General features: G+C 35.0%; 17 protein-coding genes and 1 pseudogene. All 18 read right to left on the bottom strand.

From position 1 onward, the window contains the following. Nucleotides 1-37 precede the first annotated feature (37 nt). Entirely contained in the window at nt 38-892 is an 855-nt protein-coding gene (locus tag SMI_RS05610; protein ID WP_000900005.1) for an ADP-ribosylglycohydrolase family protein, read from the bottom strand. Beyond that, on the bottom strand, nt 886-1,710 hold the full coding sequence (locus SMI_RS05615; protein ID WP_000668469.1) for an alpha/beta fold hydrolase: 825 nt from the start codon (nt 1,708-1,710) through the stop codon (nt 886-888). The genes SMI_RS05610 and SMI_RS05615 overlap by 7 nt, the downstream gene beginning before the upstream one ends. 178 nt (nt 1,711-1,888) lie before the next feature. Further along, nucleotides 1,889-2,307, bottom strand: a pseudogene (locus SMI_RS05620) (DNA alkylation repair protein); the annotation flags it as partial. Nucleotides 2,308-2,390: 83 nt separating this feature from the next. Beyond that, the gene (locus SMI_RS05625; protein WP_000845539.1) at nt 2,391-3,599 is read right to left on the bottom strand and encodes an MFS transporter; all 1,209 of its coding nucleotides are present in this window, start codon (nt 3,597-3,599) and stop codon (nt 2,391-2,393) included. A 390-nt stretch (nt 3,600-3,989) separates the two neighbouring features. Further along, nucleotides 3,990-4,598, bottom strand: a complete 609-nt coding sequence (locus tag SMI_RS05630; RefSeq protein ID WP_000344263.1) for a Type 1 glutamine amidotransferase-like domain-containing protein — start codon at nt 4,596-4,598, stop codon at nt 3,990-3,992. Between the two features lie 47 nt (nt 4,599-4,645). Further along, nucleotides 4,646-5,074 (bottom strand): aminoglycoside 6'-N-acetyltransferase, encoded by a 429-nt coding sequence (gene aac(6') / locus SMI_RS05635; protein WP_000348730.1) that lies wholly within the window; start codon nt 5,072-5,074, stop codon nt 4,646-4,648. Between the two features lie 429 nt (nt 5,075-5,503). Next, the gene (locus SMI_RS05640) at nt 5,504-6,673 is read right to left on the bottom strand and encodes a hypothetical protein (RefSeq protein ID WP_000890153.1); all 1,170 of its coding nucleotides are present in this window, start codon (nt 6,671-6,673) and stop codon (nt 5,504-5,506) included. 23 nt (nt 6,674-6,696) lie between these two features. Then, nucleotides 6,697-7,767: a hypothetical protein gene (locus SMI_RS05645; RefSeq protein ID WP_000132300.1), complete on the bottom strand. Its 1,071-nt coding sequence runs from the start codon at nt 7,765-7,767 to the stop codon at nt 6,697-6,699. A 363-nt stretch (nt 7,768-8,130) separates the two neighbouring features. Further along, nucleotides 8,131-9,414 carry a hypothetical protein gene (locus SMI_RS05650; RefSeq protein ID WP_000782001.1) on the bottom strand — a complete coding sequence of 428 codons (1,284 nt, stop codon included), beginning with the start codon at nt 9,412-9,414 and terminating at the stop codon, nt 8,131-8,133. 75 nt (nt 9,415-9,489) lie between these two features. Next, nucleotides 9,490-9,834, bottom strand: a complete 345-nt coding sequence (locus SMI_RS05655) for a hypothetical protein (protein WP_001127478.1) — start codon at nt 9,832-9,834, stop codon at nt 9,490-9,492. Nucleotides 9,835-10,027: 193 nt separating this feature from the next. Then, entirely contained in the window at nt 10,028-10,792 is a 765-nt protein-coding gene (locus SMI_RS05660) for an ATP-grasp domain-containing protein (protein ID WP_000262039.1), read from the bottom strand. 62 nt (nt 10,793-10,854) lie between these two features. Next, entirely contained in the window at nt 10,855-11,043 is a 189-nt protein-coding gene (locus tag SMI_RS05665; RefSeq protein ID WP_000179769.1) for a hypothetical protein, read from the bottom strand. A 321-nt stretch (nt 11,044-11,364) separates the two neighbouring features. Then, nucleotides 11,365-11,931 carry a hypothetical protein gene (locus tag SMI_RS05670; protein WP_000234991.1) on the bottom strand — a complete coding sequence of 189 codons (567 nt, stop codon included), beginning with the start codon at nt 11,929-11,931 and terminating at the stop codon, nt 11,365-11,367. Between the two features lie 153 nt (nt 11,932-12,084). Further along, the gene (gene rlmD, locus SMI_RS05675; protein ID WP_000914611.1) at nt 12,085-13,443 is read right to left on the bottom strand and encodes a 23S rRNA (uracil(1939)-C(5))-methyltransferase RlmD; all 1,359 of its coding nucleotides are present in this window, start codon (nt 13,441-13,443) and stop codon (nt 12,085-12,087) included. Between the two features lie 73 nt (nt 13,444-13,516). Further along, on the bottom strand, nt 13,517-14,491 hold the full coding sequence (locus SMI_RS05680) for a DUF1002 domain-containing protein (protein WP_001227775.1): 975 nt from the start codon (nt 14,489-14,491) through the stop codon (nt 13,517-13,519). Between the two features lie 73 nt (nt 14,492-14,564). Then, the gene (gene pmp23, locus SMI_RS05685; RefSeq protein ID WP_000476383.1) at nt 14,565-15,179 is read right to left on the bottom strand and encodes a cell wall hydrolase Pmp23; all 615 of its coding nucleotides are present in this window, start codon (nt 15,177-15,179) and stop codon (nt 14,565-14,567) included. Further along, nucleotides 15,179-16,153 carry a nucleoid-associated protein gene (locus tag SMI_RS05690; protein WP_000356127.1) on the bottom strand — a complete coding sequence of 325 codons (975 nt, stop codon included), beginning with the start codon at nt 16,151-16,153 and terminating at the stop codon, nt 15,179-15,181. The genes pmp23 and SMI_RS05690 overlap by 1 nt, the downstream gene beginning before the upstream one ends. Nucleotides 16,154-16,160: 7 nt before the next feature. Beyond that, the gene (gene glyA / locus SMI_RS05695) at nt 16,161-17,417 is read right to left on the bottom strand and encodes a serine hydroxymethyltransferase (RefSeq protein ID WP_000575502.1); all 1,257 of its coding nucleotides are present in this window, start codon (nt 17,415-17,417) and stop codon (nt 16,161-16,163) included. Between the last annotated feature and the right edge of the window lie 18 nt (nt 17,418-17,435).

The raw sequence follows: 17,435 nt of genomic DNA on the forward strand, positions 1-17,435 counted from the left end.
TGAAAATACAGAAAAGAGAAATATGACGTACTGGAGATTAATACGCTTTTATTCTATTGTCCCATCTCCTAACTACAGCCTTTAAGGGTTCATCCAAGTAAGAAAATGCTTTATCCTTTATCCAACCAGGGATACCGTAAGCTGCCTCTGCTATGCTGCCAGTTATTGCAGCAAGTGTATCACTATCACCACCAAGTGAGATGGCATTTCTTATCGCATCTTCGAAGTCTCTACTCTCAAGAAAGGCGATAATAGCTTGAGGGACAGTTTCCTGACATGTTTCGTTAAAACGATAGTTAGGACGGATTTCATCTAAAGTTTGAGATAAATTGTAGCCGTATGTCTTCTCTATATAATCCTTAATCCGTCTTTTACACTCTGTATGATTGTCATTAATTGGTTGCTCGTATTCTCTACAATAACCACCAAAGTAAAAACGACACAGAAAGATAGCATCAGCTGTAGCCATTGCACCTTTGACACCTTCTGGATGATTATGAGTTACCTCTGCAGAAAGACTCGCAAGGCCTCTAGATGATGACCACATTCCGGTTCTCGCATAAAAACCACAGTCCATGTTCCAAGCACATGGAGAAACACGCATAGCAGATCCATTCCCAAAGCTATTATAAGGCTCACGGTTATCGCTGTTTAGCCATGCATTAAACCGAGCACCGTAATCAGCATTCGGATACAGTCTGCCATATTTCTTCATCGCGTCAATGAAGTCGACTTTTTGTCCACCATTCATAATTGCTTCTGCAACAGCACAGGTCAAAACCGTGTCATCAGTGAAAAAACAGTCTTTCCGAAATAAAGGAAAGTCCTTTGTTTTGATATTGTTCCATTCGTAAACAGAACCGACAATATCTCCAATAATTGCTCCTAGCATAAGATTCCTCCTTGTGACATATCAGATTTATTACACATTCCCAATGGTTCACTCTTTAAAAATGGCACCACCAAATCAATCCACTCTTGAGGCAGGTAAGCTGATAAATAGCCGTGGTTATAGCCCTGTGCTTCATACAAAATTGTATTTGAATGTAGCTGATGAAATAATTTCGCTGATTCTTTCACACAGTTCAATTCTTTTTCACCATAGATATACAGAACTTGAGCTTTGCTAGCAGAAATCATATCTTTCAGCTTGTAATGCCCCATATAGGTTTTGTAAATGGTCACCAATGTTTTGACAGGCGTCCTTGGCAGATCCTCCAAATAATAAGCTTTTATTTCCTCTGGATAAGCCAGTTTAGGATAGAGTTTATTCATCATGCTTAACTGAAGTTTGCAAGAGAATTTATTGAACATCAATTTACCAAATAGAGACACTAGAAAGATGCTGATTTTAGCTAACCTTGGTTGAGGAATACAGAGGCTTCCGTCTATAATGGCCTTCTCAGCAATTTCACTATCTAAAGATAAAAGCTCCATGGCAATTTGACCACCAAGTGAAACACCACCGATTGCAAACAATTTCCCACTACAGTTTGCTTTGACATAGTCTAGAATTTCCAAAGCAGAATCTTCAGTTGAAACATAATCAAGTTGATATTCCTCGCCGTGGCCATTCAAAGTGGGTAGAATGACACGATACTCCTCTGACAAGATCCGTACTTGACGAAGATAATTCCACCAAGAACTGCCGCCACCGTGTATTAGTAAGATAGGAGGTAAATTCTTATCCCCAAATTCATGGAATTTCATATTTAAACTCCTTACTGTAGGACTTTCATTAGCTACATCCTTGTTTAATCAGTTTGAATAAGCAGTGATACCGCCTCAACGTGTGGTGCTAGTATACTCCTATATTATAGAACGAAAGGGATAGAGTTGATGTTTAAACTTAAACTTTAGAATGAAAATATTTTATAGTTACCATTTTTCAACTTTTTAGCTGATAATTATCACTTAATAAATTTACTTGTGAAATCACTTTACTCTTAACGCCCCAACTATCAAGTTATTCTTTTATCAACTCTGGAATTTTTTGCTAATATCCCTCAAAGCAATGCCAACTGATTTTCTAACATATTCACTAGAATCTTCTTTTAATGTTGCGATTCGTTTAGTAGCTTCAGCTGGATTATCCTTGAAATATGGTCTACTAGTCCATATTCTCAAACCTTCTGTAACAGCTCTTCTAACATTTGGATTACTGTTTTGTAACCATTCGTCAATAACCGGAAGAGATTTTTCATAACCTGTTTGCTTACAAAATTCATCAAATGCTTTTGCTAATACTTCTTGAACTCTCCAATTGTCATCCTTTGAAACCTCATCCCTCATGAAAATCAAAATTTCATATGATAACAATTTACTACACAGGATATAACAATTTTTTCAAATTCTTTAAAAATAATTTTTTTCTGATTTGTTCATATTTATTACTCCTGAATTTTAAATTTAATGATTTTTCTATTTAATAATATCCAAATAGTTACGATAGCGTATATAATAGTTGAAATCAGGTAAACAGCCTGTATACCAATCCGACTACTTAAATAGCTAAATATTGCCAAAGAGCCAGATGAAGTAATCGTTAATATTAATTGCCTTAGAGAAAAAATACGTCCTATCGAATAAGTAGGCGACTTCTCTTGTATTAATGATTGTTGCACCAAATCTCTAATTTGATACGGAATTCCAATGAAAAAGTTAATAACAAGAGCCAAGAAAGCTACTTTATTAAAAGCGTATATACCTGTAAAAATAGCAACCAAAAGTGATGAAAAAAAGATAACTTTTCCCCCAAACTGAGAAATATACTTAGAGTATCTAATGCTTATAATTCCTCCTACAATCGAACCTACAAAGTAAGCAGCTCCTTGAAATCCCCACCATTCCTCTGATAAGTTCAAAAAACTCGTCGTGAAAAATAATAGAAAAGTTTGCGTCCAAATCACATTAGCAATTGATTCACATGTATCCATAATGGTTATATTCCACAATTCAGTAATATGAAACAAATCATACCATCCCTGCTTCAATCTCTCAAAATAAGAGAGTAAATTCGTTTGCACTCTATCTTTTGTATCTATTTTCTTCAAGAGCCACAAGGATATAGTAATCATCAAAATAATCACACAAAATGCCGCAAAAGGATTAAGGAATAGAACAAAAGGTATTCCAAATGTCCAAGTAGCAGTTTGAAATACTTGAATGACAGTATAGAAAATACCATTTAAACGAATTCTATCCTCTTTAATTATATCTGCAAGCAATACACCTTGCGCAGGAGAAATAGCACTATCTAATAAACTCAATAAAAATTTTGATATTAACACAAGGTATATATATCTATAAGTACATATGAGTAGTATAATAATAAAAACTTTTGCTATCAATGCTCCTAGCATAATCCACTTTGCTGAAATTTTGTCAAAAATATTTGAAAGTAGAATACTTCCTAATATTCGTGAAATAGATCCAACAACTAGAATCATACTTGTATCAAATAGCGATTGACTCATTTGATATACAAAGAGAATTAAAACCATATCTAACAATATACCAGCAAGAATAATAAATACTTGGGCTGTTAGAAACTTTAAAAATGACTTACTAAGTTTATTACTTTTTATTTCTGTTTTCACAACTATCCTTTTTCAAATATTCATTTAATTTAGAAAAATACTTGAAGTAACTTTTCCTATCAACAGGAATAAAATGATTTTTCACTTAAAATCAGATGTTCATTAACTTCCGTTAAATAATGTATTCTTTTAGTCAACATTATCTTCTCCATTTTATTAAACTAGTGATAGAGGGCGTACATTTATTCCCATTAACTTATTTTCTTTGGTAACAAAAACATCCCCACAGTGTTTATGGAAATAGAATCCATATCAAATAAGTTATCAAACCTAGAAAAAATATGAGAGGTTACTTCCCCACTAAACGAGAAAAGTCTTTACCTACAAGGCTGTTCATTACTCATTTCGTCAATGCTTTAGTTTCGTAGATTCAGATTCGAATGATTAAAACTAGTCAATTTTCTCTATGATATTTCCAAGTTTATCTAATACAAGACAGGAATGATCATTTAGTGAAATTATGGGAACATTAACGAGTTCTTCAGCTCTCTCCTTATTTGCTTTATCATTCCATGAATCATAATGGACACTAATTAAAAACTGACTAAAGACTCCTAATCCATTTTTTATCTTTATCTGATGATCTGAATTATCATTAGGTGAAACATAGACTTTTTCTCCTAATAATAGGGCTCCTGCAGAAAATCCCATAACTTTCGCCCCTTTATTCAGCATACGATCGATATAATTTTTGAACTGCTGATTTACGTAAGTAGCTAAATACTTTTCCGTATTTCCCCCACCGATGATGATTAGATCAGCATCTAAATAGCTATCAAAATCAATCTGCTCAGTGTCCAAAAGTAAGTAATCAGTGTTTAGATTAGAAAGATGGCTTCGGAAAACTTCCGTGTACTTTTTCATATACGGTTCCCAATTTTCTCGATAAACTGTAAAAATGACAATTCTTTCGATCTTCCTTGATGATACAATTTTATTAACAATCGTATGGTTCTTAATCGGCGGATTTCCACCCATCAAAAAAATTTGTTCGTCCAATCTTTCACACTTTCTAAAGATATATAAATTTTGACCACATTATGAAATTATAATTTTTTCTTAAAATGAATAATTCTATTTGCCTCCTGAAATCCAATATTGAGATGAAATCTTATAGAATTCGTATTCGTTAAAGTACAGTCACTTGCAAATTCCTTACATCCTTTATTTTTCGCCCATTCCTCACATTTTGTACAGAGATTTTTAGCAATATCCTTTAAACGATATTCCTCGTCGACAATAATCCCTTCTAAGAATCCAACAGGACTATATTTACAACCTTCAACATAATCAAATCTGAGTGAACATAGTGCTAGACCTACAATTGTGTCATTTTCAACTTCAGTAAAGATTGCAGTATTTTTGCCATTCGTATATCTTTTTACTTCATCAATAGCTTCTTTATCGGTCAATTGGGGCCATAATTGTTTCATTAGTTTAGCCGTTTTTATAGAATCTTTTGTTATTCCATCCATATTGATGCTCCTCCGCAAATTACAAGCAAATGTTTCGAATCATGCTGTTACTTTGTTACTCATTGATTAATACAAATACCATCCCCTTCTACTTTTCGCTGTCTCAAATCGGAAGAGCAGTGCCACGCACTCAGCGGTTCGGACTTACCGTATCATTTCGTCGGTTTCCCTCCTCATTCTACGAGTTCTATCGCATGGGAAATCATATACTTCTACTTCGCTGATGCCTCATCTTGTACAAGCAGTGATACCGCCTCAACGTGATGTGTCTGCGGGACTCAAAAGGTTCAGTGAACCTTTTGAGGATTAACTGCGTTTCACTAACAAACTTACACATTCAACATGTGGTGCTAGCAAACTTCTATATTATAGAACGAAAGTATGTAAAAGTGATTTTGGAATAATACTATAGAACGGAACTATTAAAATTTATTTAGTAAGGAAATCCCCTAACTCACTGACCAATCCTTGCTTTATAGAACAGAAATCAATACTCTGAACTTTCGTCGCACGTAATGTAATTTTTTCTGCAGTAGTATAAAAATCTAATTCATCTTGAGTGAAGAAATCTACTGCATCATAGCGACGTATAGGTATAAGTTTTTCATTATAATAAACCAGCATTTTAATCGGATTGACTCGCAATACCTCAGCCACCCCAGAATCCGCAGTTGCTAAATAATGGAGATAAATCACATCTGAGTTTTCAATACAATTGAATAAAGTACTTTGTTCCAATAGTCTTATATGAAAAATATCCCATGCTGTATTATGTATTTTATCAATTAAATTCTTAGCCCCTAGCTGCAACTTTTTAAATATTTCTTGAACAGCACTATCATTTTTCAAAAAAAGTATTAATAAAGTCATTTCCAATTCTAAAAATACGCATAAATCCTCAAAACAATAGCGTTTAAACTCAGCGACTTTAGCTTTTGTAGAAAGATTTTTTGTATTTTTCAAAATGAATGCTTTCAATATATAGCAACACACTGCCTCATACTGTTGTATCACTTCATCATTGCTTAGGTAGTTTTCTGCATCTTCCCAGATTTCTTTCATCCAAATATATTTATCTGGTTTTAGAGTCTGAGGCACATTAGATTGAAAAACTTCAAAATCAGTGCTATCAAAATAAACATAACTTTCAATCATTTTAGCTAATAATTCACGATTTAGTGGGGTGGTATATCTTTCCATTAAAGCAGTTGAAATATTATTTGTTAGACGCAACGATTTAATCTCGTGTAAAAACTTAATTAAATTCTCCTTATCAGGGACATTTCTCCCTCTATATAAATCATGTATGTAGGTAAAAATGTTTAAGTCATAATTGATAATTCTGGCAATGGGTAAGAAATTATCCTTAGCACTCACAGTATTTTTATCAATAACCCAAACTTTTTGGTAATCTCCCAAACCAATCAGATTAAACTTTCCATAGCTAAATGATTTGCCTATATTACCAAAATTTGACTTTTCTTCATCAAATAGAAAAACTCTACACTCATGAAGGTTCCATCTATTGAAAACTTCTATTTTCTGTATGGTCGTTTCACACTTAACTAGCTCCTGAATAAAAGGATATATTTCAAGCATAGGTGTTTAACCTCCCAAAATACTTAGTTGTCTTGTTCATAACGAATAACTTCTTCCCAATAATCATACTCATCACAAATATACAACATTGCATTAAATAACTTCAAAAACTCTTGTTCTTCGATTTCTTTCTCCCACCGACCATGACTAATCATATGACGATTTGGTTCATCAAGTGTAAATCTATTAGTATCTTTGAAGAAACTATACAGCCAGTGCATCAGTCCTACATCGCTAAACGACTTATCAATAAATATGCTATCAATTTCTTTAATCGCTCGGTGACCTACTGGTATTTTTTTCTCTAATGAAGTCATTTCTGAAATTCTATTTAGTGCACCATCAATTGCCAAACTTCCCAGAGTGTATGCTGCATAAAAGTTTCGATTAAAGTAGCAATCAACCATTGATTTTACAAGAGGAGCTGAATAACACGGCGAATTTTGTAGGTCAATAATAAAATCCTCATTTTTTAGTTTATCCCTAAGCAGCTCTATCCATTCGTCCTCCAAGGTATTCCATTCCTCAGCAAGTAAACGTTGATAAACATTTCTATCACGAAAATAAATAACCCATCCATTTTCTGCCAGCAGTTGAACTCGAGAAATAATCTGCTCAATTTCTTCTTTTGTATAAATCGAAGGCAGTGATTTTAAAAGTTCATTGATGCCACTAAAAATCTTTGAATAATCAATTTGATAGCTAGCAATTAAATTTTTTGCAGAATCTGCAATGTTTTGAATTACTTGCAAGTGTGTACTTGATAACGTTTTATTGTACGACGCAACCACTTCTGACATGACATTAATAGCGCTTTTTTCCACTTGAATTAATGAAGGCAGACTTACTAAAGGAGTCGTCAAATTAGCAAAATCTACTAATTTAGCTGAACTTAATACATTTGAAGTTGCAATTAATTCTGAAATAATGTTAGCATTTACAGTTGCTTGAAAGTTACTAAAGGTATCAGCCAAAACAGAAATAGATGTAGTATTTTGTCCCAATTTTATCTTCTCAGAGACGTTTGTTGAGCTGTCTAAGGGAATTTTTTTAGAGTCTATTTCAACTTTCTTCACTTTAATACTATCAGTCATTTCGTCCTCCCAAAACAGCTTATTCATATTGTTTATTATACCACTAAAACTACAAAAAGACCTTAACCATTAAGAAGTTCAACTCGAACAACCACTTTGATACTAATTTCTCCTGAACAATAAAAATTTTATTTTCATAAAATCTTACTATTTTGATTTATAGAAAGATTTTAGAATTTAACAAGCAGTGATAGTGACTAAACATAGTGCCAGAAATCTTCTAAATTATAGAACGAAAGTATATAATATACTGCCTTTTATTAAAGACCTATTTATAATAAATGTGTAAAATGATTTATTAATAGTTTAGTTAATCATTTACTCTAATAACACTTCGATTTTGTAAAAATCCTATTAACAAAGTTACCAGTAGTACCTTTTCTCACTTAGATATTGTTCTTTTTGTTCTCTAGAATTTTCATGATTTCTATTTCCTAATAATTCATCTGTTGAAGAAACTATTGGGTCTATCCAGTCAGCTTTGGATCTAATCCAATCAATTTCTTCTTTGCTAAGCTTCCCCTCTATCTCCAGTTTATCAGCCATCAATCTTAAATCATTTGCTGTTTGAAAATCTTCTAGCATATTCAGAAGAGACATTGTCCGCTTCTTCTCTTCTTCGATTCTATTTTGTAATTTTCGTTTTCGCTCTTGTTCTTCTTCATATAGTCTTTCACTCTCTTCACGTTCAAGTCGTAAGTTCTTAACTTTATAATACTCTTGGTAAATTAAAACAATTATTTCTGGGATTGATTGTTCAATCGAGAATTCATTAGTATCTTTAATGTATTTACCATCTATTATCTTAAATCGAAATTTTCCATTTGGTATATAGTCATACTTCTTTATTCTTGGTTTATAAGCATATCCATTAAACTTAACGCTATCACTGTACTCTGCTAGTTCTTTAGCTTCTTCTTTTGTTAATTCATGACTTACTTTGTCTGTTGATTCTATAACTTCAAAACGAACAATATCCTTATCAATTTGAATATCCCAATTTGGAGTTACATTATCACCGATTCTTTCAATAACAGTAACGAGTGTATCTAAAAAGCGATATAAACGTGGAAGAGAATTTAGTGAAATATTTTTTACAAATTTAGGTTCTTTTAAATCATTATATCTGTGTCTAGAATCAAAGTAAGGATAGGAAGCAGCTTTTTCCCTCTTATTCCACTCTGCGATTTTATCTCTTAGATTAGCTACAGATTTATGTAATCTCTTATTTGGAGACTGGTTTAGGTTTGAAACGGCTTCGATAATAAGCTCTATTTTATCGTCCTCTAAAAATGATAATGAACTTCTTATACTAGTTGTATCAAGTTTAAAAATATCTTTATTTTTATCTTCCGAACTCACCTCTTTATGTTTAGCAGGTTTTATTCTATTATTCTTTAGACTTTTTCTATCAATATTAACTTTATTTACGTCATTTTGTGGTAACGGAACAATAAGTTCACTTAAATCTTGTCCAGTATTCTTACGATACCAATAACTACCATTTGGAATTGGGATTTCAAATTCTTTGCATTTCTTGAGTAAGTCTGAATAGCTTAAATCATATTTCAATGAAACTTGTTTTGCACTTATTTCCCAGATTTCTTCGTAGAGTTCTTCTCTAGAAAAGATCTTTATCATCTTCATTTAAAACACCTTTACCCTTATATTTTACATCACCGTTTTTATATTTACCAAGCGAAAACGCAAATTCAAAAACTTCTAATTATTCACTTCTGCATTTTCGCTTAATATAAAAAGTAAATCTTGTTTTAAACCGTTAAATTCCTCTATAATTTTATCTAAACTAGCTTCAATATTTTCAACACGGATCTCTGATAGCTTACCGTGATTGTATGAAATCATTCTTTCAGCAATAATATGATATGACCAACTCTCAGTGAAACGTCTGTCTCTTTCTTCGTTATGAATAGCAAAACCAATTGGAAGTAGATTATTTCTAAGACCTATAGCAACTGCTTGTGAACTAATACCTAAATAATCACCTGCAATTTTTAATGTGATTTTATTTAATTTTCTAATATCTTCGTCGGTATATTTCGGCATGTCAGTACTCCTTTTTTTATAATTCAAGTTGATGATTTAATAATCATGTCAATTGTTTTCATACTTTCTACTTTCTAAACAATTTTCAAATATATAGCGTTTTCATTATTTTCTTATCCTATTATATCATTATTCAAAATAAAAAACTGCAACTTACTAGTTGCAGTCAAACACAGATTTATTTCTATTCCTTTTAGAAACTTATATTTTCATTTTCGGGCATAGTAAAAACATCATTTTTTTCAAAATAAGGTTTTACCATTTCTTTCCATCTAGCTTCATGAAAATTGATTGAGTTTAAAGGAGAGAGTCCATAATTTCCCAATGCATAACCATCATTCACTTCAACAACAAGTGTCCTGCCATCACGAGTAACACCGATATCTAGACCATAAGCTATAGGCGCATCTTTCCAACATGATATGGCTTCATCAATTACACTTGCATCAAAATGTGCATGATAATCACCTGTATAGGGTCGAACATCTAATACTTGACCATCTAACACAAAACACCGCCATTCTGCTATGAATTCTACAACTTCACTAATCCATATAGGATAGTCGAAAGGTAGACCAATACCTATTAAATCATGGGTTCCATTAACAACTCTTCCAGTAAAGACTTTTGAACCAGCTTTAGGCTTAATAAATTTTCCCCAATTATCAGGTATATTTACAATCTCTCCTAAAATACCTGCATAAATCTTTCGACCATAAAACTCTTTAAGCTCAATAGGATAGTCATAAACCGGAACGTTTAAGCCCATCATTTTTAGTAATGCTCTAGTCTCCGTTATATAATCTACAACTATATCTTCACTTGTTAACTGTTTTATTTCAGAAAAAGATTGATATAAAATAACTTCTTCTCCTTGTAAGTAGGCACCTACTTGAGCATTGTACTTATTAATTGAAACTTCACTTGGTAGTTTGCTTTGTCTAATATAAACAACCATTTCATCACTCCTATATCACTAGTGTTACACCAATTTGTAAAAAAATAATAGCATTTATGCTGTTATTTTTTTGAGTAAATAGCCCCCATAATATCATCAAAATAATCAACGGTATTTAGGAGTAATTCAATAACCTGGGACTTTGTTAGTCGCATTCCTCTTCTATCTCTAGCATCTTCTACTAAATTTTCAAGTTTCTCTAGATTTTTATCATCCAAGCTAATCATTATTCTATTTTTATCGGTTGCCATTTTCATCACCTCAAGTTAATTCTATCACAGGTGTATCACTTGTGTCAACTGGCTTTTATAATACATTAGTCTAAAAGTGGAGAGGATTTTTAACACAGTAACTTTAAATCTTTAGTATTAAAAAATTTTCACAGTAATTATAGAAATAAAATTTGTCTCAAATAAGTTATCAAATCTAGTATAAATTATGAGCGTCTACTCTAATACTTTACCTCTAAACAAGAAAAAGGCTTACACTCAAGGGTTTTCTTAACCCCCTTCGTTACAACGTTTTGACGCTTTTACTAGCAAAGGTACATACTCACAAGGAACTTTGATTGACTATTGAATCTCTCCCACTTCTTCTTTAACATATCCTTCTACATCTTCAATCTCTACAAACATTGGGTCTAAGTGACACAAGAAATGCCAATCTTCGCTCCCTTTTTTTCTGTAAAGAATCGCTTCGCCGTCTTCACTTCCGAAAAAGCTTCTATCTACTTCATATCCACTGCCTTCTAGAAAGTCTTTTGCCAGCCGATAGTTTGCTTCTCTTGCTTCCACATAGGTTTTAACTTCATCGTTGTTAACGACATATGCATCGATTTTTGAATAGCCTTCAATTACTTTTTCGTTTGGTTCGGATAGATTCGAGATTTCTTTCCAAATAATGTCAACATTTTCCTTAGAATCAAACATAAATTTAGACAAAGGTACAATGTTTCCGTTATAGATAATTTCCATATAGTCTGGTAGATTTGTAGGATTAAAAAACTCTACTTCAAATCCATCTTCTGTTTCTAAAGTATATCCCGGGATTTGAGCTACAAAGGCTTTTCCATCTTCTATGGAATCAAATGCGACTAAATCTTTAGAATAATTATTTTGGTACAATTCCAATATAACCATCGATAATCTCTCCATTTTCATTATCAGGCTAATGTAAATAAACACGTCACCTGACCAATTCAGGCTCTCTGTATCATCTCGTCATATTTCCTACTTACTTTACGAGTCCTATCCAACGGGCGGATTCAAAAGTTTTGGGAAACCATTTGAGGATTAACTGCGTTTCACTAACAAACTTACACATTCAACATGATGCGTTTGCGGAAATAAATCCACCGGCTGGACTTTCTTCAACTCATATCCCAATTCTTGGTAGAGTTTGATATCACGCGCCATGGTTGCGACATTACATGAGATATAAGCGATGCGGTCTGCTCCTGTTTGGCTACTTGCCTTGATAAAGCTTTCGGTTAAGCCCTTGCGTGGAGGATCAACCAAGATAACGGTTGGTTGAATTCCATCTTTAAGCCAATTTTTCATGGCATTTTCAGCTGTGTCACAGACATAGTGAGCGTTTGAAATATTGTTCAGTTGAGCATTCTTATTACTATTTTCAACCGCTTCTGGAATTACTTCAACACCATAGACTTCCTTGACGTGTTTCGCAACAGAAAGACCAATCGTCCCAATCCCTGAATAGGCATCAATGACCACATCATCTGCTTTTAACTCCGCAAAGTCAATAGCTGTTTGATAGAGTTTTTCAGCCATTTCAGTATTGACTTGGTAAAAGGCTGGACCAGCGATTTGGTAGTCATTTCCCAACATCTGGTCAGTGATAAAGTCTTGTCCATAAAGTGTGCGCCATTCCTTACCAAAAATCGCATTGGTATTTTGATCGTTGATATTCTGCATGACAGACACAATCTCTGGAAATTGCTTGATTAGTTGTTCAATCAATTGCTCCACACGAAAAACTTTGGGACGAGTTGTTACCAAAATAACCATAATTTGACCAGAATAGTGTCCACGACGCACCACAAGGTTTCGAATCAAGCCAGCTTGTTCTTTTTCATCATAAGGTTTCAAATCATAACGACGGAACAAGTCGCGTAGGGCTACAACTACCTCATCAATCACAGGATCTTGGATAAAGAAATCTTCTAGAGGCATGAGATCGTGGGAATTCTTACGGAAAAAGCCAGTTTCTAAGACACCATTCACTCGACGAACAGGCACCTGTGCTTTGTTACGGTACTTGACTGGATTTTCCATACCAAGTGTTTCAGCAACCTCTACATCAGTAATCCCAGCAATCTTGTAAAGACTGTCCTTAACTTGCTTGGTTTTAAATTTGAGCTGTTCTGGATAGGTAAGATGACCTAAATCGGCGATTCCTGAACGCAGGTAAGCCAAGTCTAAATCTTGATTACGGTGTGGTGATTGAACAAGGTATTCTTCAACCTTCCCAAAACCAATCTTTTTATTGACCTTGAGGACCCGCATGAGGATTTTTTCACCTGGTAAAGTATTCTCTACAAAGAATACCAAACCATCCACCTTGGCAACTCCTGCACCTTCATGGGTCAAGTCCACAATTTCAACTTCTACAATATCATTTTTCTTTAACATTCTCTTCTCTTTCTATTGGCCGACAAAAAAGACGGCAACGTTACGGTTACCATCTATTATACCATGAAATTTCTTAAGAACCAAAACTCTTGAAGAAGTTGACAATGGCTTGCCAGAGGGAGCTTAAGAAGTTTCCACCGTCCTCTAGCGCCTTATCCGCATCAAAGTTAAGGTTGATATTTTTAAAACTGTCGCCAGCTTGTGAAACAATACTTTGTTTAAGGTCATTCAAGGTTTTAGTGAAGTCTGTATTGCTGAGGATATCACTTTTTGAGAGATTTAAAGCAAAATTGATGATGATATTGATCTGGTTTCCTGTTATAACCTGATCAAGTTTGTAATTTTTCAAGGTATCTTCAACAATTTTACGGACATCTTCCTCTGTCAGATTTCCCTTGCTTTCTTTAGCTTTGGCGATTCCTGACTTGATATCGGCTAGGGCAACGTTCAATTTATTAGCATCATAGCCAGTTTTGTCCTTGTTTTCAGCATTGATATCAGACAAAGCCTTCAACTCTTCTTGAGCCAACTCTTTGTTGGCTTGTGGCACCTTAGCTCCATTAGCTTCCAGCGAATAGTAAATCCCGGCTAAAGCACTCTCACCTGTAACTGGAATAGGTGCTGCTACAGTGATTTTGGCGTGTTCCACACCCAAAGTTACGGCTGCATTGCGGTACATATCCTGAGTCACCTTAGTGATGTTTTCTGGTGTTTCAATCTTGACCTCAAGTGGCGACTTGTCACCTAGTTTTTGAATCTTGGCTGATGAATACAATTGTAAGCTAGAGTCATTGGCCACATTCATGATTTTAGAATAGATATCAGGTGTCATAGTCTTGAGTTCTTTTGTGTCTGTTGAGGCATTGTAGCCTAGTTTTTTTAGGGTTTGATTTTTTTGATCTTCAGATAGAGAAGAACCTAGGACATATTCAGGTTGAACATAGGTTTCATCGATGACTTTTTGAACATCTGTTGCTGCATGGACGCTATTCACAGCTGTTACTGCCCACAAGACCGCAGCACTGGTCAGAAAGAGTTTCTTTCTCATAGGGAATTTCCTCCTTTACCTTTCTAGAGTAATATATCTATCTTAAAGAAAACTTATAACAAAAACACCTGGTCTAGCCAGATGTTGAAAAGAGAGTGAAACATTTGATGATGTAAAGATTGAGTTGCACCTGTCTAGAATAATAATAGTTTCCTCCATTTACATAGAGTTTGGCTCCATGAAAAATGGAAATAGGGTGAATATAACTATAAGTCTTTCCAGTGGTATTGCCAAGCAAGGGAGCAACAGTATCACGAGAGTACTGTTTGGCCAGTGATAGGGTGTTTTCCTTACCATTTTGGGCGATAAAATCGATATAGGCAGGTCCAAAATTATAGGCTTGAACAGCTGTCCAGACATCAACACCCTTCTTCTGAGCCAGATAGAGATTATCTGTCAGAGTTTGAACGCCTTGCCGAATGCTAGAGTCATTATCATTGATGGTATTGGTGGAACCACTTGCAGACTCACTAGACTGCATAACATCGCCTTCTTTTCCTTTGGTTTCAGTATAAATCATAGCGAGCACAAGCTCTTCGTTTGCTGGGGTGTCTTTTTCACTCAAGATTTCTCGCACCATGGGTTGATAGGTCATGACTTGCTTGACATCTTGGTGAACACGATAAGCTTTATATCCAGCAAAAAGGAAGACTGCTAGTACAAGCACTCTTCGAATTCGTTTAAACATTATTTACTTTGGATATCCTCGATATTTTTGATTAAGATAGAGTAAGTTCCATTGTCGTTTTGGATAAACTCGACAGATTCGGCGTCTTGATAGACGTTATTAGGAACAATGAGCTCAATTCCGTTTGACAAGGAGAGTTTTTGGTTTTCAAATTTTTTAAGCTGACGACTGGCATCAATTTCATCAAATTGAACAGGCTCTGGTACAGCTTCCTTGACTTGATCAATAAAGCTCAAACGAGCCGTCAGATTATTGTCAAAAAGGTCGTTGGCCAATTTTTCAGGCGATAATTCATTGCTTTCTTCCAGGTTGTTGAAAATCGCTGATTTGACCTTGAATTGAAATTGAAAATCATCTGTGTTAAAAGTCTCAGCAATGCGCTGTGCCGTTTTTTCCAATTCCTTTATGGATTTCTTGGGTGAAATCTTAGGGGCGACAGCAAGAAGATTGTCTGAAAAGTAGTTCAAAAAAGTCCCGTTGTACTTGATTCGTTTTTCAATCAGATGGTACTTGCGACTCTGAAGATTAACCACCAAGGCTTCGTCAGCACCCGTTCCAAATCCAGGCAGGTTATTCTGAGTTAGCTTGATTGGATTATCAACCTCTCCTCCGAGGTGAGTCAAGGTCTCCCGCAGGGCAATTCGTAAGAAAGCGAAATGTTCTACACCTTCTTTAGAAAATTGCACAAAAATCAAGTCATTGGTCTTTAGATTTTCGGAAACACTAAACTCCTCTTTCCAGAGATTAGCCAGTGTTACTGATGTCTCCAACAAATCGTCTGTGATGTGATTGAAGAAGGGATTTTCTTCCTCGAAAATCCCAGTCTTAGCTTCATCTGAATACACACGTTCAATTTTCTTGCGCAGGTATTCTTCGATTTTTGGAGTGATATTGAGAAACTTATCCGCTAGGAACAGCTCGGTATCATCCGGACTGAACTGATGAATAATAGTTTTCTTAATATAAATGTCCATAAAAGTTTTAGTCCTCGTATAATGGGAAGGCATCTGTTAATTCTTTGACTGCACTTCTCACTTCTTCTAAGACAGCCTCATTTTCTGCATTCTTAAGGGTTTTAATAATCAATTCAGCCACTTTGCGACTTTCTTCTTCACCAAATCCACGTGCAGTAATAGCTGCTGCTCCGATACGAATCCCACTTGTCTTGAATGGTGACAAGCTTTCGTAAGGGATTGAGTTTTTATTTAGGGTAATATTGACTTCATCCAGCAAGTTTTGAGCAACTTTTCCGTTTTCTACAACCTTAGTCACATCCACTAGGAAGAGGTGGTTTTCAGTTCCGCCAGAAATGATACGGAAATCAGGGTCTTGCAAGAAAACATCTGCCATAGTCTTGCTGTTCTTGATAACATTGGCAGCATATTCCTTGAAGGCTGGATCCAAAACTTCTTTGAAGGAAACTGCCTTAGCAGCAACAACATGCTCCAAAGGACCACCCTGAATACCTGGGAAAATAGCTGAGTTAATTTTCTTAGCTAAGTCTTCATCATTGGTCAAAATCAAACCACCACGAGGTCCACGAAGGGTTTTGTGGGTCGTTGTTGTAGTGATATGAGCGTATGGCACTGGGCTTGGGTGGAGACCAGCAGCAACCAAACCAGCGATATGGGCCATGTCTACCATGAGCTTCGCACCCACAGCATCCGCAATTTCACGGAATTTTGAAAAATCGATAATTTGAGAATAGGCTGAAGCACCTGCTACAATCAATTTTGGTTTTACTTCTTGGGCTTGTTTCAAGATAGCATCAAAGTCCAAGAGTTCTGTTTCAGGGTCCACACTATAAGACACAAAATTATAAGTTTGACCTGAGAAGCTGACAGGAGCTCCGTGAGTCAAGTGTCCACCAGCTGCCAAATCCATCCCCATAACGGTATCACCTGGCTCAATCAAGGCCATGTAAGCCGCGCAGTTGGCTTGGCTTCCTGAGTGTGGTTGGACATTGGCAAATTTAGCACCAAAAATTTCTTTAGCGCGTTCAATAGCTAGAGTCTCTACTACGTCTACTACATCTGTTCCACCATAATAACGGCGTCCTGGGTAGCCTTCGGCGTATTTATTCGTCAAGATAGACCCTTGAGCTGCCATAACTGCCTTGGAAACCACGTTTTCCGAAGCGATCAACTCAATGTTGTTTTGTTGGCGTTCCTCTTCTTTGGCAATAGCATTCCAGAGATCAGCATCATATGCTTTAAAATCGTCTTTATCAAAAATCATAGGTCTTCTCCTTTATAG

Source organism: Streptococcus mitis B6 (genome assembly GCF_000027165.1).
In the GTDB taxonomy this organism is placed as follows: domain Bacteria; phylum Bacillota; class Bacilli; order Lactobacillales; family Streptococcaceae; genus Streptococcus; species Streptococcus mitis_AR.